At 52.1% G+C, this 20,500-nt stretch carries 18 protein-coding genes and 1 riboswitch; of the genes, 4 read left to right on the forward strand and 14 right to left on the reverse strand.

Annotation, left to right across the window (positions count from 1 at the left end; genetic code table 11):
- The 10 genes from QJ036_RS00480 to QJ036_RS00525 form a co-directional block, all read right to left on the reverse strand.
- A complete protein-coding gene (locus QJ036_RS00480) occupies positions 1–1,287 on the reverse strand; it encodes a dihydroorotase (protein ID WP_283229464.1) in 1,287 nt (428 codons plus the stop codon).
- A 151-nt stretch (positions 1,288–1,438) separates the two neighbouring features.
- Positions 1,439–2,734 carry a Na+/H+ antiporter NhaC family protein gene (locus QJ036_RS00485; RefSeq protein WP_283229465.1) on the reverse strand — a complete coding sequence of 432 codons (1,296 nt, stop codon included), beginning with the start codon at positions 2,732–2,734 and terminating at the stop codon, positions 1,439–1,441.
- 116 nt (positions 2,735–2,850) lie between these two features.
- Positions 2,851–3,033 (reverse strand): hypothetical protein, encoded by a 183-nt coding sequence (locus QJ036_RS00490; protein WP_283229466.1) that lies wholly within the window; start codon positions 3,031–3,033, stop codon positions 2,851–2,853.
- A 41-nt stretch (positions 3,034–3,074) separates the two neighbouring features.
- Positions 3,075–4,226, reverse strand: coding sequence for a molecular chaperone DnaJ (dnaJ, locus tag QJ036_RS00495; protein ID WP_283229467.1), 1,152 nt, complete (start codon positions 4,224–4,226; stop codon positions 3,075–3,077).
- A gap of 105 nt (positions 4,227–4,331) precedes the next feature.
- Complete coding sequence (dnaK, locus tag QJ036_RS00500; RefSeq protein ID WP_283229468.1) at positions 4,332–6,209, reverse strand: molecular chaperone DnaK; 1,878 nt, start codon at positions 6,207–6,209, stop codon at positions 4,332–4,334.
- Between the two features lie 43 nt (positions 6,210–6,252).
- Positions 6,253–6,903 (reverse strand): nucleotide exchange factor GrpE, encoded by a 651-nt coding sequence (gene grpE, locus QJ036_RS00505; RefSeq protein ID WP_283229706.1) that lies wholly within the window; start codon positions 6,901–6,903, stop codon positions 6,253–6,255.
- A 48-nt stretch (positions 6,904–6,951) separates the two neighbouring features.
- A complete protein-coding gene (gene hrcA / locus QJ036_RS00510) occupies positions 6,952–8,001 on the reverse strand; it encodes a heat-inducible transcriptional repressor HrcA (protein ID WP_283229469.1) in 1,050 nt (349 codons plus the stop codon).
- 220 nt (positions 8,002–8,221) lie between these two features.
- Complete coding sequence (gene hemW / locus QJ036_RS00515; protein ID WP_283229470.1) at positions 8,222–9,451, reverse strand: radical SAM family heme chaperone HemW; 1,230 nt, start codon at positions 9,449–9,451, stop codon at positions 8,222–8,224.
- Positions 9,452–9,468: 17 nt separating this feature from the next.
- The gene (gene lepA, locus QJ036_RS00520) at positions 9,469–11,280 is read right to left on the reverse strand and encodes a translation elongation factor 4 (RefSeq protein ID WP_283229471.1); all 1,812 of its coding nucleotides are present in this window, start codon (positions 11,278–11,280) and stop codon (positions 9,469–9,471) included.
- Positions 11,281–11,368: 88 nt separating this feature from the next.
- The gene (locus QJ036_RS00525) at positions 11,369–12,187 is read right to left on the reverse strand and encodes a hypothetical protein (protein ID WP_283229472.1); all 819 of its coding nucleotides are present in this window, start codon (positions 12,185–12,187) and stop codon (positions 11,369–11,371) included.
- Between the two features lie 221 nt (positions 12,188–12,408).
- On the opposite strand from QJ036_RS00525, the gene QJ036_RS00530 reads away from it, so the two are divergent.
- Positions 12,409–12,948 (forward strand): sigma-70 family RNA polymerase sigma factor, encoded by a 540-nt coding sequence (locus QJ036_RS00530; protein WP_283229473.1) that lies wholly within the window; start codon positions 12,409–12,411, stop codon positions 12,946–12,948.
- Entirely contained in the window at positions 12,938–14,146 is a 1,209-nt protein-coding gene (locus QJ036_RS00535; RefSeq protein WP_283229474.1) for a DUF4179 domain-containing protein, read from the forward strand. Before QJ036_RS00530 ends, QJ036_RS00535 begins: the two co-directional genes overlap by 11 nt.
- An 83-nt stretch (positions 14,147–14,229) precedes the next feature.
- On the opposite strand, the gene QJ036_RS00540 is transcribed toward QJ036_RS00535, so the two are convergent.
- The 4 genes from QJ036_RS00540 to gpr all read right to left on the reverse strand — a co-directional run bounded on the left by QJ036_RS00540 (position 14,230) and on the right by gpr (position 18,437).
- On the reverse strand, positions 14,230–15,597 hold the full coding sequence (locus tag QJ036_RS00540) for a M56 family metallopeptidase (RefSeq protein WP_283229475.1): 1,368 nt from the start codon (positions 15,595–15,597) through the stop codon (positions 14,230–14,232).
- Positions 15,584–15,967 (reverse strand): BlaI/MecI/CopY family transcriptional regulator, encoded by a 384-nt coding sequence (locus QJ036_RS00545; RefSeq protein ID WP_283229476.1) that lies wholly within the window; start codon positions 15,965–15,967, stop codon positions 15,584–15,586. Before QJ036_RS00545 ends, QJ036_RS00540 begins: the two co-directional genes overlap by 14 nt.
- A 95-nt stretch (positions 15,968–16,062) precedes the next feature.
- Positions 16,063–17,328, reverse strand: coding sequence for a stage II sporulation protein P (locus QJ036_RS00550; RefSeq protein ID WP_283229477.1), 1,266 nt, complete (start codon positions 17,326–17,328; stop codon positions 16,063–16,065).
- Positions 17,329–17,447: 119 nt separating this feature from the next.
- Positions 17,448–18,437, reverse strand: a complete 990-nt coding sequence (gpr, locus tag QJ036_RS00555) for a GPR endopeptidase (RefSeq protein WP_283229478.1) — start codon at positions 18,435–18,437, stop codon at positions 17,448–17,450.
- A gap of 247 nt (positions 18,438–18,684) precedes the next feature.
- On the opposite strand from gpr, the gene rpsT reads away from it, so the two are divergent.
- On the forward strand, positions 18,685–18,948 hold the full coding sequence (rpsT, locus tag QJ036_RS00560; protein WP_283229479.1) for a 30S ribosomal protein S20: 264 nt from the start codon (positions 18,685–18,687) through the stop codon (positions 18,946–18,948).
- Positions 18,949–19,121: 173 nt separating this feature from the next.
- Positions 19,122–20,252 carry an aldo/keto reductase gene (locus QJ036_RS00565; RefSeq protein WP_283229480.1) on the forward strand — a complete coding sequence of 377 codons (1,131 nt, stop codon included), beginning with the start codon at positions 19,122–19,124 and terminating at the stop codon, positions 20,250–20,252.
- An 89-nt stretch (positions 20,253–20,341) separates the two neighbouring features.
- Positions 20,342–20,500: riboswitch (Lysine riboswitch) on the forward strand.

Below are 20,500 nucleotides of genomic sequence, written 5' to 3' on the forward strand. Positions count from 1 at the left end.
TTATTTCTCTTCCATATCTGTATATACGATCTCGCCGTCCACGATGGTCATAACCACCGCGCCCCGAAGCTTCCGGCCGTCAAAGGGCGTATTTTTTCCCTTGGAGACCAGCTCCTCCCTGCGGACCGTCCACTCTTTGTCGGGATCAATGAGGACCACGTCGGCACATTTTCCTTCGGCCAGGCTTCCCTTATCGATTCCCAGAAGCTTCGCAGGGCGGAAGCTCATGCGGTCCGCCATCTCCATCGGCGTAAGGATTCCCGTGTGGACAAGCTCCGTCATCGTCACACCCACCGAGGTCTCAAGACCCACGATTCCAAAAGGGGAATTCGCAAAGCCTCTGGACTTTTCCTCTTCCCCGTGAGGTGCATGGTCCGTGGAAATCACATCAATAATTCCTTTTTTTAATCCATCAATAAGAGCATCCACATCCTCCCTCTCTCTGAGGGGCGGATTCATCTTATAATTGGCATCATCGCAGGGAATGTCTTCACTGGTAAGAGTGAAATGGTGGGGGCATACCTCGGCGCTGACCGGAAGGCCTGCCTCCTTGGCAAGACGGACAAGCTCCACGCTGTCCTTTGTCGAGCAGTGGCACAGATGAAGCCTTGCACCTGTCTCCTTTGCCAACAGAATATCCCTTGCCGCGATCACGTCCTCCACACCATTGGTAATGCCGGGGAGCCCCAGCTCCTCCGCCTTTTTACAGGCATTCATAACACCGCCGGCCACCATGTTTTTATCCTCGCAGTGGGCCAGAACAAGCACATTTTCTCTGGCGGCAATTTTCATGGCCTCCCTGTAAAGGCCTGCATCCATCACAGACTTTCCGTCCTCGCTGATGCAGAGCATGCCTTCTTTTTTCATGGCTGCAATATCAGTGAGCTCCTTCCCCTCCTGTCCCTTTGTCACGGCTCCCACAAAGGAAACATGAACAGCGCACTCCTTCCTGGCCCGTTCCCTCTGACTGCGGATCATCTCCGGGCTGTCAGTCACCGGCTTCGTGTTGGGCATGGCACACATGGTAGTCACGCCGCCCTTCGCCGCTGCCAGAGCTCCTGTTTGAAGGGTTTCTTTATATTCCAGGCCGGGATCCCTGAGATGCACATGCAGGTCAATAATGCCGGGCATCACATAAAGCCCCTCCGCATTGACCGTCCGGTCTGCTTCCTCGTCAATGTGCCGGTCCACCCGAAGGATCCTTCCCTCCGCCACAAGCACATCATAGATCCCGTCTTTTCCGGTATCCGGGTCAATCACATGTCCGTTTTGAATCAGTAGTTTCATGTATTCGCACCTTTCCATTTTGGATTTTGGTCCTGCATTTTTACACAATCTGCCTATCATACCTATTCTAGCATAAGGATGTAGGTTCGTCCAGTTATAAAAAAGGAAGCGGACTTTGTTTTTGACTGTCACAAAGCCGCTTCCGTTTCTATTATACTTTTTCAGGCTTCTGCTTTTTCAGCAGAATGAATATCACTACTGTCACTCCCATCAGTACCGGATAAAAGGTATAGGGAATGATCTGCAGAGGGGAAAGGCCCGTCTGCCCCGCTGCCAGAAGAAGCTGGGCTCCATAGGGGATCAGTCCCTGGGTCACCGATGCAAAGATATCGAGAAGGGATGCCGTCCTTCTGGGCGAAATCCCATAATCGCTGCTGATCTCCTTTGCGATCGGGCCCGCAATGACAATGGCCACCGTATTGTTTGCCGTAGCCATATCCACCAGCACCGCTAAAAGCGCCACGCCCAGCTCGCCGCCCTTCCTGCCGCGGATCTTTTTGTGTATCAGATTTAAAATGCAGGTAATACCGCCGTTTTTCTTCACAAGCGATACGATACAGGCCACAATGATAGAAATTACCGTGATATCATACATGGAGGTAACGCCCTCGCCCATGACCCGGAAGATATCAGCGACCGCAATGGTCCCGGTTCCAAGACCGGCCAGGATGGAAAGCACTGTACCGCCGATCAGCACCAGGAATACATTGAGACCGGCCAGGGCACCCACCAGCACCACCAGGTAGGGCAGTACCTGCCAGAGATTATAACCACCCTCCAGCGTCACCTGGAAGGAGGTATTCCGGCTGATGAGCACATAGATCACCAGGGAAATGATTGCCGCCGGAAGCACCAGGAAGAAGTTCTCCTTGAATTTATCCCTCATCTCACAGCCCTGGGTCCGGACCGCCGCAATGGTCGTATCGGAGATCATCGAAAGATTGTCGCCGAACATGGCTCCGCTGACCACCGCACCGATGCAGATCGCCATGGAAAAACCGGTCTTTTCACTGATTCCCACGGCAATGGGAGCCAGCGCTCCTATGGTTCCCATGCTGGTTCCCATGGAGATCGACATGAAACAGCCGATCAGCATCAACCCTGCCACTGCAATCCCGGGCGGCAGAATGGAAAGGCCCAGGGCCACTGTGCTGTCGGCACCGCCCGCCGCCTTCACACTTCCGGAGAAGGCTCCTGCTGCCAGGAAAATAAGGCACATGGTAATAATATTCTCATCACCCACGCCCTCGGCAATGACTTTAAGCTTCTCCCCAAAGGACAACCTTCTGTTCTGAAAAAAAGCCACCATCAGTGCGATCAGAAAGGCCACAATGGCCGGCATGGCATAAAAATCCCCGGAAACCAGACCGACCCCCAGAAATAAAACCAAAAATACTCCGATGGGAAGCAATCCCCACACGTTCCCCTTTTCTCTCTTCTGTTCCATTTTAATCCCCCTCATTTTTTGATAAAGATAGAAAAAGAGCTGCCGCAAAATCATAAATATTTTACGGCAGCTCCCTTAGTCCGTTCGTTTCATGTCTCTTCCGCTGTCCCGATTGATCAGTCGTCCTCTTCCTCTTCCTCGGCAATGGCCGCCGATGCGGAGGTGACTGCGCTGACTACAGCGACAACTGCACTGATAATCACAACAAAGGCAATTAATCCAATCAGAAAATATAAAAGAAATCCGTCCATGTCGTCCTCTCTCAATCCGCAAATTTCATCTGCTGCTCTGTTTATCATACCACACTTTTCTCAAAAAGAAAACCACCGGACTTCATGATTTATTTGAAAAAGCCCTTCTTTTTATGCTTTTCCTCGGAAGTTTCCTGAGCCGGGACCTCTCCCATGGTCTCCCGGAACTTCTGAAGGGCTTCCTTCTGCTCCTTACTGAGCCGCTCCGGAACCTTCACCACCAGTGTCACATAGTGATCGCCGCGGACATCTTTATTCCGCAGATAAGGCACACCCTTTCCTTTCAGCCGGATCCTTGTATCAGTTTGAGTACCGGGCGCAACAGTGTAAACCACCTCGCCGTCCACCGTCTTGATCCGGATATCACCGCCCAGAGCCGCTGTTCCGAAGGAAATGGGAACGGTGGAATAAATGCTGGTATCCTGTCTCTTGAAGATCGGATGGTTGGAAACCGTTACCTCTACAAGAAGATCTCCCCGCTCTCCGCCATTGGTACCAAGCTCACCCTTTCCGCGGATACGAACGCTCTGCCCGTTGTCAATACCGGCAGGAATAGAGACAGCGATCCGTTTCCTGGAGCTGGTGTAGCCGGTCCCCCGGCAGGAACTGCACTTCTCCTTAATGATCTTTCCTGTTCCGCCGCAGTCCGGACAGGTCTGCACATTCCGTACCATACCAAACATAGACTGCTGGGTATATACCACCTGTCCCTTGCCGTTGCACTTGGGGCAGGTTTCCGGCTGGGTTCCCGGCTTGGCGCCGGTGCCGTGGCAATCCGGGCACTCGTCTCTGGTAGTCAGCTCAATTTCCTTCTCGCAGCCAAAGAGTGCCTCCTCAAAGGTGATCCGCACGCCGGTCCGGAGATTTGCTCCCCTCATGGGACCATTGTTTGCACGGCCGCGGCTCCTGCCGCCGCCGAACAGATTGCCGAAAATATCGCCGAAAATGTCGCCCATGTCCGCGCCGCTGAAATCAAAACCACCGAAGCCGCCTGCTCCGGCGCCTCCGTTTTCAAAGGCCGCATGGCCGAACTGATCGTACTGGCGTCTCTTTTCCGGGTCGCTCAGAACTGCATAAGCCTCGGAAGCCTCCTTGAATTTCGCTTCCGCCTCCGGATTTCCCTGGTTGGTATCGGGATGATATTTCTTCGCAAGTACACGGTATGCCTTTTTTAATGCCGCTTCATCGGCATCCCTCGGTACACCAAGTACCTCGTAATAGTCTCTTTTGCTTTCAGCCACTTTCACTCACCTCTCCGCATATTTCCCCTAAACGCCACAAAAGATTCAGGGGCTGGCCCCCTGAAGGGGCCGCCCTGAATCAGATGGAAAGAGGGGTAAAAATGATTAAACCTCTTTATAATCAGCATCTACGACATCATCGTCTGCCTGGCTCTGGCCTGCTCCCATGTCGGGGCCTGCTCCCATGTCGGGGCCTGCTCCCTGGGCGCCTGCTGCACTCTGAGCCTGCTCATAAAGCTTGGAGAAAAGTGCCTGTGCGCTGTTCATCAGTTTTTCTTTTCCTGCCTTCAGCTCATCCAGCTGTGCGTCGGAAATCTCGCCGTTGGCGGTTGCATCCACAACTGCCTTCAGGGACTTGATGTCCTCCTCAACTGCAGCCTTCTGTGCAGGATCGATCTTGTCTCCGGCCTCCTCCAGAGCCTTCTCGGTCTGGAATACCATGGAGTCTGCATCGTTTCTTGCATCAATGCCTTCCTTACGCTTCTTATCCTGAGCCTCAAACTCAGCAGCTTCCTTCACTGCCTTATCGATATCAGCTTCGGACATATTGGAGCCGGCTGTGATGGTGATGTGCTGCTCCTTGCCGGTTCCCAGATCCTTGGCGGATACGTTTACAATGCCGTTGGCATCGATATCGAAGGTAACCTCGATCTGAGGAACGCCTCTTCTTGCAGGCGGAATACCGTCAAGACGGAACTGTCCGAGACTCTTGTTATCCTTTGCAAACTGTCTCTCGCCCTGAAGCACGTTGATATCTACGGCAGTCTGATTGTCGGCTGCGGTGGAGAATACCTGGCTGTGCTTGGTGGGGATCGTCGTATTTCTCTCGATCAGTCTTGTGGCAATGCCTCCCATAGTCTCGATGGACAGGGACAGAGGAGTTACATCCAGAAGAAGGATGTCGCCTGCGCCTGCATCGCCGGCCAGCTTGCCGCCCTGGATGGATGCACCGATTGCCACGCACTCATCGGGATTCAGATTCTTGGAAGGCTCTTTTCCGGTCAGCTGTTTTACCTTTTCCTGTACAGCAGGTACACGGGTAGAACCGCCTACTAAAAGGACCTTGCCGATCTCAGCTGCCGTTAATCCGGCATCTCTCAGAGCGTTCTGAACCGGAACTGCGGTTCTCTCTACCAGGTCATGAGTCAACTCATCAAATTTTGCTCTGGTCAGGTTCATATCAAAATGCTTCGGTCCCTCGCTGGTTGCAGTGATGAACGGAAGGTTGATATTTGTGGTCGTTGCGGAGGACAGCTCCTTCTTTGCCTTCTCAGCGGCTTCCTTCAGTCTCTGAAGAGCCATCTTGTCGTTGGAAAGATCCACGCCCTCTGCGCGCTTGAACTCAGCGATCATATAATCGGTCAGCTTTGCATCGAAATCATCGCCGCCCAGATGGGTATCGCCGTTGGTAGCCAGAACCTCGATGACACCGTCACCGATCTCGATGATGGAAACATCGAAGGTACCGCCGCCCAGGTCGTAAACCAGGATCTTCTGCTCCTTCTCATTGTCAAGACCGTAAGCCAGGGCCGCTGCCGTAGGCTCGTTGATGATTCTCTTGACATCCAGACCGGCGATCTTGCCTGCGTCCTTGGTAGCCTGACGCTGTGCGTCGTTGAAGTAAGCGGGAACTGTAATAACAGCCTCCGTTACCTTCTCACCGAGATAGCTCTCAGCATCTGCCTTCAGCTTCTGAAGGATCATGGCGGAAATCTCCTGAGGAGAATATTTCTTTCCGTCGATATCCACCTTATAATCGGAACCCATATGTCTCTTGATGGAAGAGATGGTTCTCTCGGAGTTGGTAACTGCCTGACGCTTTGCAGGCTCGCCAACCAGTCTCTCACCGTTCTTTGTGAATGCCACTACGGAAGGAGTTGTTCTGACACCCTCTGTATTGGCGATAACTACAGGCTTTCCGCCTTCCATAACTGCTACGCATGAATTTGTTGTACCCAAGTCAATGCCTATGATTTTTCCCATGATTAATTTCCTCCTGTATTATCAGATTTTGTTGTAATGCCTGTTAATTTGCAACCTTTACCATGCTGTGGCGCACCACGCTTTCCCGGTAAAGATAGCCCTTCTGGAACTCCTCCACGACGATGTTCTCGCCGACACTCTCGTCCTCCACATGCATGACCGCATTGTGAAAATCGGGATTGAATTCCTGACCCACGGCTTCAATGGCCTTCACATCCATCCCCTCCAGGGTCGTAAGAAGCTGCTTATATATTTTATCCATCCCCTCTGCAAAGGGAGAATGGGCTTCCTCTTCACTTAAGGTTGCCATGCCACGTTCAAAATTATCCACCACCGGGAGGATTTTTTCAATGACACTTTTGGCTCCCACTTCATACATGGCTGCCTTCTCCTTTTCCGTTCTCTTACGGAAATTTTCGAACTCTGCCATGGAACGCTTCAGCTTGTCGGTCAGATCCTCGATCTGAAGGTCCTTTTTGTCTTTCTTATCTTTCTTTTTAAAGAAGCCTTTCTTTTCGGTTTCCTTTGCCGTCTCCGGCTGGACTGCTTCCTCCTCCGGCTGGCTGTTTTCTTCGCCTGCCTGGGTTTCACCGCTTCCGGCATCCTCTTTCCCGGCTTCCTCCTGGCCTTCGTCCGCAGGAATTTCCTCTTCCACAGTGTTCTCTGCCGCGTCCTCTGCCAGCTCTTCCTTCATTTCCTCTGTTACATCCTTTTCTGTATCTGCCACGTCTGATCCGCCTTTCTATTCCTCTTTCTTAAATATGGTATCCAGCTGTCCCATGACCGTCTGAAGCGTGGAAACTACCTTTTCATAATCCATACGCTTCGGGCCCACAATACCGATGGTTCCCTGCAGGCCGCCGCCCAGATCATAGGTTGCTGTCACAACGCTGCAGTCCTTCATGCTCTGCACCGGTGTCTCATTGCCAATGTAGACCTGAATGCCCTGCTGTCCTTCCTCACCCAGCTTATCCGTGAGGAGATTGGTCAGCTGCTCCTTTTCCTCAAATACCTGAATGATCTCCTTCGCCTTGCTGCTGTCGGAAAGCTCCGGATACTTGAAGATATTGGTTGCTCCGCTGGTATATATCTGAAGGTCCTCTTCGTCGCTGCGAATGGCATCCGCCACGGCATCGAGGACTTTACCTATCACGTCTGTATGATTTCCCGCCTGCTCCTTCAGCTTCGCAATGATCTCCAGATTAATCTCTTCGATCGTCAGTCCGTTCAGATTGGTGTTGAGCATCAGGTTCAGGGAAAGAATATCTTCTTCGCTCAGCCGCTCCTCCACCTCGAAGATGGAGTTTTTAATGATATTTCCTTCCACCACCACAACGGCCAGAAGCTTCCTCTCATCCACTCTGGAGAGCTGAATGAATTTCAGCTTGTTCCGATTGTACCGCGGTGCGGAAATCATGGACGCATAATTGGTATTGGCTGCCAGAAGCTTCGCCATCTGCATCAGCACCCGCTCCATGCGGTCCATCCGCTCCACCAGAAAATCTCCGGTCTGTGGTACCTCCCGGTGCTCCCGGTCCTGATCTGCCTCTTTCAGCATCTGATCCACATAAAGGCGATAGCCCTTATCTGTGGGAATCCTGCCCGCCGAGGTATGGGGCTGTACGATCAATCCCATTTCCTCCAGATCCGCCATCTCATTGCGGATGGTCGCGGAGGAAAGCTGCAGGTCGGAATATTTGGAAATAGTTCGTGAGCCAACCGGTTCCCCGGTCTCCTGGTAATTGCGGATAATCGCATTCAAGATTTTTTTCTTCCGTTCATCCAGTTCCACTTCTCACGCCTCCCTTTCCTTTATTAGCACTCAACCTTATAGAGTGCTAACATTCATAACAATAAGATAGCACTGCCTTACGTCTTTGTCAATATTTTTTTGCATTTTCATATTTTCTTCACAAAGTAAAGAAAACATCCGTGAACATTGATAAACAAAAAATGTGCTCCTCTGTTCCCGCCGGATCCAGAAGCTGCACATTTTGTTTTTAAGTCTGATCTTACAGCAGAAACTCTGCCATGACATAATTGCTTACGTCAATTCCTTCCTCGGTCAGACGCCAGAGCCTGTCCTTCTGTGAAGCATCTCCGTCGATCCTCTCTTCCCGTTTTTCCCGGGTCGCCGGGGCAGTCATCTCCATAAGACCTCTTTTTTCCATCGTCTCCAGAACGGTTCCGTATACCTCCTCCATCGATCTTCCGAACCGCCTTTTAAATTCCTTTTCGGAAACTCCCCGCATCAAACGGAGTCCCAGAAACATGAATTCCTCCATGGCCCGCTCTTCTTCCACGACCTCCTCGTCTACCCGGATCGTTTCAAGAGGTCTCGCCTCTTTCATCGCTGTCAGATACTCCTTCAGGCTCCTGCCATTGGAAAACCGCTTTCCCCCGATATAAGAGGACGAAGAGATTCCAAAGCCCAGATACGGTACGCCGGTCCAATACCCCACATTATGGCGGCAGACAAAGCCCGGTCTGGCATAATTGGAGATCTCATACCGTTCATAACCGCAGCCCTCCAGAAGCTCCCGCGTCCGCCTGTACATGGTCCGCTCCTCCTCCTCGGTGGGAAGGGGCGCCGTATCCTCCGAACCTGCCTCCCTTGCCTCAGCCTGACTGTGATATTTCTCATAAAAGGTTGTACCCTCTTCGATGATAAGACTGTACACCGAAATGTGCTCCGGCGGTGCGGGGGCAAGCTCCGTCACGGCCCGAAGGCTCCTCTCAAAGCTTTCCTCCGTCTGGTAGGGCAGCGCCGCCATCAGATCCACATTGATATTCTGAAAGCCCGCCTCCCTCGCCAGACGATAGCTCTCCTGAAATTCCCGGAAGGTATGGATCCGTCCGAGAAGGGCCAGCTCCTCATCATTGGCCGACTGAAGCCCGATACTGAGACGGTTGATCCCCGCCCTCCGGTAAACAGCCAGCTTTTCAGCCGTCAGCGTCCCCGGGTTCGCTTCCAGAGTCACCTCTGCATCCTCCTCCACCGCAAACTCCTGCCGGATACAGGAAAGGATCGCCTCAATATGCTCCGCCTTAATAATAGAAGGAGTTCCGCCTCCGATAAAAATGGACGATACCTGATCCTTTTGCCCGGCTGACCGGATCTCCTGCAAAAGCGCTTTCACATAGGCATCCTGCACTGCATCGGCCGCTGGAGCAGAAACAAAATCGCAGTATCCGCATTTTTTTACACAAAACGGAATGTGGACATACAGCTCAAGCGCCATCTTACCTTCCTCCGCATTTATTTATCATCCAGCTTCAACACACTCATGAAGGCCTTCTGCGGGATTTCCACATTGCCCACCTGGCGCATCCGCTTCTTTCCTTCCTTCTGTTTTTCCAGGAGCTTTCTCTTTCGGCTGATATCGCCTCCGTAGCATTTTGCCAGCACATCCTTCCTCATGGCCTTCACCGTCTCTCTGGCAATGATCCGGTTTCCGATGGCTGCCTGAATGGGAATCTCAAACAGATGTCTCGGGATCTCCTCCTTCAGCTTTTCACACATTTTCCTGCCGCGCTCGTAGGCCGTATCGGCGTGAACGATAAAGGACAGCGCATCCACCGTTTCCTTATTAATAAGGATATCCAGCTTCACAAGCTCAGACCGTTCATAACCCTTGAGTTCATAATCAAAGGATGCATAGCCTCTGGACCGGGATTTGAGCGCATCGAAAAAGTCATAAATGATCTCATTCAAGGGCAGCTCATACCGGAGAAGCGCCCGCGTATCCTCCATGTACTCCGTTCCGATATAGACGCCGCGCCGTTCCTGGCAAAGGCCCATGATCGCGCCGATAAATTCGGTGGTCACCATGATCTCCGCCTTCACCACCGGCTCCTCCATATATTCGATCTCGGAAGGATCAGGCAGGTTGGAAGGATTCGTAAGCTCCATGACCTCTCCGTTTGTCTTGTGCACCTTATATACAACGCCGGGGGCAGTTGTCACCAGATCCAGATTGTATTCCCGCTCCAGCCGTTCCTGGATGATCTCCAGATGGAGAAGGCCCAGAAAACCGCATCGGAAGCCAAAGCCCAGAGCCACGGAGGTCTCCGGCTCAAACTGAAGGGACGCATCGTTTAACTGCAGCTTCTCAAGGGCGTCTCTGAGATCGTTGTACTTGGCTCCGTCCGCCGGATACATACCACAGTAAACCATGGGAGTTACTTTCTTATACCCCGGCAACGGCTTGTCGCAGGGATTGTCCGCATCCGTCACCGTATCACCGACTCTGGTATCACGGACATTTTTGATGCTGGCGGTCACATAGCCGACCATGCCCGCAGAAAGCTCCTCGCATGGAATAAACTGGCCGGCGCCGAAGTATCCCACCTCGACCGTCTCAAATTCCGCCCCGGTGGCCATGAAACGGATCCTCGTTCCTTTTTTCACCGTTCCCTCTTTGATTCTGCAGAACACGATCACGCCCCGGTAGGAGTCGTAAACCGAATCAAAAATAAGTGCCTGAAGGGGAGCCGCCGGGTCACCCGACGGTGCCGGGATCTTCTGTACGATCTGCTCCAGAACCTCTTCGATATTGATCCCTGCTTTCGCAGAGATCTGCGGTGCGTCCTGGGCTTCAATTCCGATGACATCCTCGATCTCGTCGATCACGCGCTGGGGATCGGCACTGGGAAGATCGATCTTATTAATGACAGGAAATACCTCCAGATCATGATCCAGCGCCAGATACACATTGGCCATGGTCTGCGCCTCGATTCCCTGAGCCGCATCCACCACCAGCACCGCGCCGTCACAGGCTGCCAGGCTTCTGGACACCTCATAATTAAAATCCACATGTCCGGGAGTATCGATCAGATTAAAAATATATTCTTCCCCATCCTTTGCCCGGTACACCGTGCGGACTGCCTGGGATTTGATGGTGATCCCCCGTTCCCGTTCCAGGTCCATATTGTCCAGCACCTGTGCCTGCATCTCCCGGCTGGTAAGAAGCCCGGTCATTTCAATGATCCGGTCTGCCAGGGTGGATTTCCCATGATCGATATGCGCAATGATGCAAAAATTCCTGATTTTACTCTGATCCGCTGCCATTCGTTTCCTCCTGCAATTTCTGTTTAAAAGCGGTGTAAAATCCAATCCTGCCGGACTTCACACCGCTCCTCTTCTGTATATGTAAAGGCTATGCCAGCTTATGCAGCTTCACACTGTGTTCCGTCACTACCTTCTTCACAATGTCCATATCCGTCCGGAGAGCATCCATCTGCTCTGTCTTTTCCGCATAGCGGCGGTAGGTAGAAGTATAGCACGACTCAATAGTATCCAGCCTCGGCACTACCCGAAGCTCCAGCATTTCCTTTGTCTTTATCATTTGTTCGTTCATTCCGGCTGTGTTGGCAGCAAGCTCGTTGACATCCGTCCTCAGCTCTGTCACATTGCCCTTGAGGATGGTGACATCTGCCGTCAGCTCTGTTACTTTGACATTCAGCACTGCGACATCTGACTTCAACACAGTAACGTCTTCCGTCAGATCTGCCACTTTGACTTTCAGCTCTGCGACATCCGTCTTCAGCACAGTAACGTCTTCCGTCAGATCTGCCACTTTGACTTTCAGTTCTGCGACGTCCGTCTTCAGTACTGCTACGTCACTCTTCAGCTCTGCGACGTCCGTCTTCAGTTCTGCTACGTCACTCTTCAGCTCTGCGACGTCCGTTTTCAGTACTGCGACGTCACTCTTCAGTTCTGCGACGTCCGTCTTCAGTTCCTTGACATCTTCCTCGAGCCTGGTCATCCGGTCTTCCAGTTTGTCCATCCGGCCTTCCAGTTTGTCCATCCGGCCCTCCAGATTTCCCATCCGAGTCTCGAGTCTCGACAGCCGTTCATCGATTGGTTTGAGTTTCATGTCCATAAGATTGGACATGGCCAGCAATAGTTCATTGTCAGTCAGCTTCTGTTCCTCCTTTCTTTGTGGTGCTATAAGTGTAGCATAATTTTCCTGCAAAGTCTATCCAAAATTCGACAGAAGCTCCGTCGGAAACACATGAAAAAGCACCCGAAAAAAAGTCTCAAAAAAACTGTTAAATAAATTGTAACCTTTTTCCAGAAATTATACCCAAGGGCACTCATCAATGCAAGCCCTGCGGGCAGGCGCACTTCGTGCGGCAAGGTATAGACTAAGAGATAGATGGACCATCAAAGATATAAGAAAAAGGAGGGACGGCCATGGATTCCTGCGATAAGGACAACCTGCTTCTGGTAAAAAAGGCCATACATGGAAATGTCAATGCCTACGGTACGCTGATCACCCGCTGCCAGGATTATCTGTACCGGATCGCATTTTTATATGTCAAAAATGAGGATCTGGCACTGGATGCGGTCAGCGAATGTATCCTGCAGGGGTTTCAGTCCATACACACATTAAAAAAGCCGGAGTATTTTAAGACCTGGCTGACAAGGATCCTCATTCGCTGCGCGGTCGACCTTTTCCGCCAGATGATGCCGGTGGCTCCCATGGACACCATTCAGGCGGCAGCACCGGAATCATCCATTTCTTCTGAGGAAAAATGGGATCTCTACGACGCCATTGATGTGCTGCCGGAAAAATACCGCACGGTCATCATTCTCAAGTATTTCAGCGATATGACGGTCAGTGAGATCGCTTATGCCATGAATATTCCGGAAGGCTCTGTAAAAGCTTATCTCAGCCGGGCCCGCAAAGAGCTTCGGGCCTGCTTAAAGGAGGATTATCTTTATGCAAATTAAATTTGATGAAATACCCGTTTCGAAACGGCTGAACGAAACAGTAAAAACCAGTCTGGAACAGATAAAAAGCGGGCAGCGCAGAAAAAAGCGGAAAAAGCTCTGGATCGGCTGCGGTTCCGCTGCCGCCGCCTTCGCCGTTACTGTCCTTTTTTGTGTCAGTAATCCTGCACTTGCCGCTAAGCTTCCCGTCATCGGAAGCCTCTTTGCCGGTCTTGAAGATGACTTTGCCTTTGCCGGTGATTATTCTGATCGGGCTGAAGTACTGACTCCCACGGAGACTGTCGTCGAAGCCCCCGCCAGCGAATCGGAATCTGAGAGAGCTGTCGATCATGCCGAATCAAACGCAGCCGAAACCGCCGAAACACCGGAGGGTTTATACACAGTCTCAGACTGTGGCGTCACCCTGACCGCCTCGGAGATCTACTGCGACGGCCTTTCTGTATTTCTGTCCATGCAGTTTTATTCTGAGGAGCCTCTCGGTTACAATTACCAATGGAATTCTGACGGCGAGATCGCACGGGATGAAGCCGGGAACCCGATCACGGAACCGGCCACCGTCTATCTGGTAGGCAGCGCCGGTATCGACGGTATGGAAGTCACCGAATTCGGCAGCACAGATTTCCATGTGGAGCAGCTGGATGAACACCACTTCAACGGCATGATCAAAACGGATCTTCCGTCAGAGCTGCTCGGAAAAGCCGGCTCCCACCAGATCTCCATCTCCCTGACCAGGATCCTCGCAGATTTCTGTGATGAAAACGGGTATCCTATTATCGATTCCAACAATCCCGGAGATACCTCCTACTGTGTCAGGGGAACCTGGGAACTGAAGCTGCCCTTCCATTCCGATACAAGCCAGCTGCAGGTATATGAGAATCTGGACACTTCCGAAAGCCCCTGCCGGGTCACAGACGTGTACGTTTCTCCCTACCAGATCATGACCAGATATGTGGGCGTAGAAGACGGACCTGGTGATCCCGACGGCGGTGTGGCTGTCTTCGATCAGGACGGCAAACTGCTCGAAAGCGCCAATTCCACCCAGACCTACGGCATTTCCTCCCACAGCCTGAACGGAAGCCGCCCCTCCTCTGTCCAGATCTATCTGATGGATGCGTGGATAACTGCCATGAAGACCTGGGATACGGAGACTGCAAAGGATCAGGCCGTCAACTCCTACACCCTGGAGCTTCACTGGTAACGCTGCCGGAAGCTCCAGGCAATCCAGAAAAAAACTGCAGCCTGCCGTGGATGCGGCAGGCTGTATGTATTTCAAAGCATTATTTATCTTGAAACCGTCACAACAACTGTAATCTTACTGCTCATCAGATTTTCGGCATAGACCCGATGAAATCCGTTTTGATTAACCGTAAAGGTATGAGCATATGGACAAGTACCGGAAACACCCCTCAATATTCCATTGGGCTGATCAAGGCCAACTCCCACATTCGAACTCTTCGGTGACGAACTGACATTCACTTCTATCGTATCTCCATTTGACGCATAAAACAGCCCCGTCTCATATATCTCGCCCGGATCCAATGTCCAGGTATAGCTGTTAAGCCCTCTCTCATCCAGATATACCGGCTCATCCGTCTGAACAATATCCATACCGGCAGTCTTAACCCGGGTAAACTCCTCCATCTCTGGTTCATCCGCTCTGTTCTCAAAAGTTCTCACCATTGTCAGATCATAGCCCATCCCATAGAGGGTCTCCACGCCCTTTCCCGCTGCCATGGACGTCACCGCCGAAGCCAGGGCAAAGCACAGGATCAGCAGAACCGCCGATGCCCGTTTCAGTGTCTTTCTTGTTGTCATCTTTTTCATACGTTCAATCCTCCTCTTGATTTCTTTATAATCATTCCCCAGATACATGATCGCATAGGGATTGTCTTCATCCGTTTCCTCACAGTATTTGATCACCACATCGAAATACTTCTTCATTTTCCAGGAGTGTTCCCGGCCGTAGCACATCTCATAATCGCAAAGGCTCTCGCCCCACCGGTCCACCTCATTTCTCAGAAGGTACACAAAGGGATTGAACCACTGGATCCGGACGATCCACATGCACAGTTTCTTGAGATGCAGATCTCCCTGACGGAAATGGCAGAGCTCATGCTCCAGAATGATATCCAGTTCTTCCTCATCCTCCACCTGCTTCGGGATAAAAATGCGATACTTGAGGAAACCGGAGATGAACGGTGAAGGAACTTCCTCCGATTCCCAGACGGAGATCTCTTTCCGGATCCCCAACCGTCCCCGGATCTCATCCACCTTTTTCCGGATCTGCGCTCCGCCGGGATAGCTCAGTCTGAGAAGCAGCCACTGACTGTACAGATGCTCCAGATATTTAAAGATCTTCCACAGAAATCCTGCCAGCCACAGGACTGCAATGACCTTGAAGGCATTCAGAAAGAAAGGTGTTATGGAAAACAGCCTGCCCGCCTTTCTACTGCCAACTGTCGCTGTCAAGAACCACAGAAATACCACCGGTATCAAATGGAACGCGATCACCACCCAAAGCAACCTGCGAATCAGTCGGATCTCCCCGAACCGGTCCAGCACCAGACTCACCGGTTTCCAGAAGGCCAGGATCACGCTGCCGGTGACCGAGGTCAGGAAGATCATCAGAAAGATGTCAATCAAGATCATCCAGAAGTCTCCTCAAATCATCTGCTTCCTCTTTTGTCAGCTTTTTCTCTCCGCTGAGAGCCATGATCCCGTACTGGGCCGTGCTCTGATCCCAGAATTTTGCAATGGACTGAACCTGATGTTTCATGAACTCTTCCTTGCTGACCAGCGGCTCATATACCTTATAATAATTGTCCGGCTTTGTGATCCGGATGAAATTCTTTTTCTTCAGCTTGTCAATGTAAACTCCGATGGCCTGAGGCGTCAGCTTCTCGCCGTACCACTCCTGGAGCTTCTTCACGATCTTGGCAGTGGTGGCCCCGTCACCGATATCCCAGATTGCCTTCATCACCGTCAGTTCCCGTTCCGTCATACGATTGCTTATTCTCATGAGTTCACCCTGCCCTTTCTCATCTGTGTTTTTCTTTCCTCTTTAAGCATACCACATTCTGCCAAAAACGCAACCTTACAAGTAAAAATTTTTACTTACTTTCCTTTTAATACTTTGAATAATAGATCTGCCAGTGGTTCCATGGCGTTCCTCGCCTCCTCAAAGGTGTTGTTTTCCGTCCCCACCTCCACCAGGGTCGCCCTGGGAAGCACATGCTGATTATAACGGTAGGCCTTTAAAAAAGTGCGCAGGGTAAAGCCAGGATAATAGGCCTCCGCCTTCAGCTTCAGCTGGAAGTTGAAGGCCAAATTATCCAGAAGATAAGGATTCTCCACATCCTCCAGAGGCCCCTCGGGCGTCTGGCACATACCGTTGAAAAACATGACAGGAGCCGTGGGCTTTCCGTTGATGTCCACCACATCATGGCCGCCCGAATCCCGGTGAAGATCGATGGTAACCTGAATACTGGGGTTCTCCGCCAGGGTATGCTCCAGCATATCGAGGGCCATGGAATAGGAGTCGGAGTAGGGGTAAACCTCGGTGACATGGAGCACCCGGATCCCGTACTGGTCGGTGAGAAGCTGTGCCAGATAATCCCCCACCCCCACCACCGTCATGGAAGCGTCCCCCTCCACAGAATCGGAATACGCCTCGCTTCCATGGGTGTGAAACAGAAGGATCTGTGGTTCCTCACTGTCCGGGATCGTCATATTCTTTCCCAAAAGGACCTCCGCATTTAACTGTTCCGGATAGACCGTCGTGGATTTATGTACATAAAAAAAACTCTTTTTCACAAATTCAAAATCACTGAGCTGTTCCTTTGTATAGACTGTTCCCCGGATCTCGGTGGCGGCCATGGCCGGAAGCCCGGAAGTCTCTCCCGTGTCGGACGAGGTTTCCCCGGCTGTACCTGCCGCCTCCGGATTTCCGGTTTCTTCCGTTCCGCCTAGACTTCCGGCAGCTATTTCGATTTCGGCATTTTCGTTCTCCATGGCCGGATCAGTCTCACCTTCTCCCACTGTCTCCTCCGGCCCATTCATTCCCATCGTCCAGCCTCCGGTGCCTTCTCCTGAACCGGTCTCCTCCCGCACCGCCGCCGCATAGGCCGGATCCGCCTGGGTAGGCACCGGAGCCTGATCCTTTATAAAGGAAGAAAGTGTCTGCAGCCCCGATGCGGCCTTTAAGATACCGGTCACCGGATCTGCCGCCTCATCCCTGCTGTTTACAAAGGAGACCATGGACGGCCGGGCTGCAAGAGCCGTCAGCCGTGCCGGCCCGTCCTGCAGAAAAAAGATGCCCGCCGCCAGCAGGATCAAAATCGCTGTCCCGCTTCCTCCCATCGATCCTTTCCTGTTTCCCATGCCCAAATCCGTCTCCTCCCTGTTTCCCTGCTTGTCTGACTTCTTCCGGAATGAGAAAGTCCGCACCCGCCCGGAGGTCAAAGCCTGCTTTTCTATATAGTATTCCCCGCGTAAGGCCCTTATGCCTGTTCCTCCGTATGGGGAGGGAGTTTATTTCCGAAAACCTGATTGATCCCCTCTGAAATGATATAGCCAAGAAGCTTCACCCGCTCGTCGATATTTCCCGGTGTCACGTACATGGGTCCCAGGCGGGGTTCGATCAGTTCCTTCACCATCTGATACCGTTCTGAAAGCTCCATCCCGTCCACTGCCTCGGCAGCTCCTGATGCCCCGGCAGCCTCCAGAAGCTCTGCCAGAGCATCCACCGTATCGTAAACGATGGCCGCAGCCGCCACCACGGTCGGCACTCCGATGGCGATCACCGGGACACCCAGACTCTCCTCTGTCAGGCTGTGCCGGTGATTTCCCACGCCGGAGCCGGGGCTGATCCCCGTATTGCTGAGCTGGATGGTGGTTCCCAGACGGCTCACACTCCTTGCCGCCAGGGCGTCCACCACTAAAAGGGCCTCCGGCTTTGTCTCCTCCACGATTCCCCGGATGATCTCCGCCGTTTCCATGCCGGTCTGCGCCATGACGCCGGGCACAATGCCGCTGACTGAAAAAGTCCCGGGAGCTTCTTCCTTCTGCTCCCCTGTAAGATGCCTCGTGATCATCAGATTGTTAAGCACCTGGGGGCCCAGGGAATCGGAGGTCACCTCCTGATTGCCCAGTCCCACCGCCAGCACCGATGTTGGTGACCCAAAGCCTTTCAGGAGCTCCCGGATGTATTCTGCCAGCGCCCGGGAGATCTCACGGTGGCAGCCTTCATCGTGGACTGCCATCTGCTCCGCCTCCAGGGTGATATAAACTCCCCGGGGCTTTCCGATGGCCTGCTCGCCCCGCTCATCCAGGACCTCCACCCGGGTCACCCGGACGCCGGAATCCTTGTGGAACTCCTCCTCAATGCTTACTCCCAGGATCCCCTCCCGCCCCTCGGTGACCGACTCTCTGGCCTCCAGTGCCAGGTCCGTGTGGACCTGCATATCCTGCATCCGCTCCAGCTCCTCCATTTTCCTTTTCCTCCTTCCGATCCTTCGTCAAACATATCAGAAGACCCTTTTTTACCGGTCTTTTCCTAGTTTTTGAAGCTTCCGGAAAAAATATTCTCCGCACCGGAAATCTTTCCAAAATATGTATTGACAGGCCGGAGTTTTTCCGATAAAATACAATGGTATGTTTACATTAGACTGTCCGTGTCCGGCTTTAATGCAAACCAGATAAAAACAAACTATTTTATTTGATTTGGAGGTGCACAAATTGGCAAATATCAAATCCGCAAAGAAGAGAGTTCTGGTAACTGAGACAAAGACTGCCAGAAATAAAGCAATCCGTTCCAAGGTTAAGACCATGATCAAGAAGGTAGAAGCTGCTATCGCTGCCGGTGACAAGGCTGCTGCACAGGCGAGCTTAGTAGTTGCGATCAGCGAGATCGACAAGGCTGCTTCCAAGGGTGTTTACCACAAGAACACTGCTTCCAGAAAAGTTGCACGTTTGACCAAGGCTGTAAACGGCATTGCATAAATAGAATTTGACCCAATTTATAAAATCCTGTCAGAATGGTGTGCTGACAGGATTTTTTGTGTTATACTGAATATAGCGTCGGTGAACAGGGGGCAACACGGGCTTCTGCACACTGACATTCATTTCCGGAGGCCCCAGGGGCCTGCAGATTCACATTAAAAGGAGGATTTATCATGGCTGAGCTTAACCCCAAAATGAGACTGGGCTTCGGTGCAATGCGGCTTCCGCTTCTGAACCCCGACGATCCGTCTTCCATCGACGTTGAAACCTTTTCCCGGATGATCGATTCCTATCTGGAACAGGGCTTCAATTATATTGACACCGCGTACCCCTATCACAAGGAGCACTCAGAGGAGGCCGTCTGTGAGGCACTGGTGAAACGGTATCCCAGAGATTCCTATCTGCTGGCAGACAAGATGCCCACCTTCCTGGTGAAGGGGCCCGAGGACTACGAGCGCTTCTTTGCCACACAGCTTGAGCGCTGCCAGGTGGAGTACTTTGATTATTATCTGTTACATAATATGGGAAAGGACCGTTTTGAAGAGACCACCCGGTACGGCGGCTTTGAGTTTATGAAAAAGCTGAAGGCCGAGGGTAAGGCACGCCACATCGGCTTCTCCTTCCACGATAAGCCGGAGGTTCTGGATGCGATCCTCACCGCCCATCCGGAAATGGAATTTGTCCAGATCCAGCTCAATTACATCGACTGGGAGAGCAACATCATCCAGTCCAAAAACTGTCTGGAGGTCGCCAGAAAGCACGGCAAGCCGGTGATCGTCATGGAACCCATCAAGGGCGGCGGACTTGTAAACCTGCCGGAGGAGGCCGCGAAGCTTCTGAAGGATCACGATCCCGAGGCATCCATTGCTTCCTGGGCCATCCGTTTTGCCGCCTCCCAGGAGGGAGTCATGATGGTACTTTCCGGTATGTCCGCTCCCGACCAGCTTGCGGACAATACTTCTTATATGAAGGAGTTCCGTCCCCTTTCCGCAGAAGAGCTTGCCGTTCTCGACAAGGTGGTGGAGATTCTCCGTCAGTCCTCCGCCATTCCCTGCACCAGCTGCAAATACTGCGTGGATGAATGTCCCATGAACATCAATATTCCCGGCTACTTCTCCGTTTACAACCTGATGAAGCAGTACGGAACCAACAACTTCCCGCAGATGCATTACAACCGCCAGGCACAGGGCCACGGAGCCGCATCCGACTGTATCGAATGCCACAGCTGCGAGGGTCATTGTCCCCAGCATATCAAGATCACGGAGCATTTGAAGGAAATTGCTTCTATTTTCGAGAAAAAATAAGCATTTTCTCCTGAAAACTGCAGTTTTTCCTAAAATTCGTATGGGCTCTTCTTGACTTTAACACTTTGATTCGCTATAATGTTTCCCATGGTATACATGGGGGCGCGGAGCTCATCAGTACTGCAGGCGGGAGCCTGCCGGGAAAGGGAAATCCGCCGAAAGCGTTACATTTTCGCTTGGGCTTGCATCGAACAGGTGCAAGACTGTTTTTGAAGCCTGCCAAGCTTCAAAAGAGCACCATATATCGG

The organism is Fusibacillus kribbianus (assembly GCF_030053595.1).
Taxonomy (GTDB): domain Bacteria; phylum Bacillota; class Clostridia; order Lachnospirales; family Lachnospiraceae; genus Lientehia; species Lientehia kribbiana.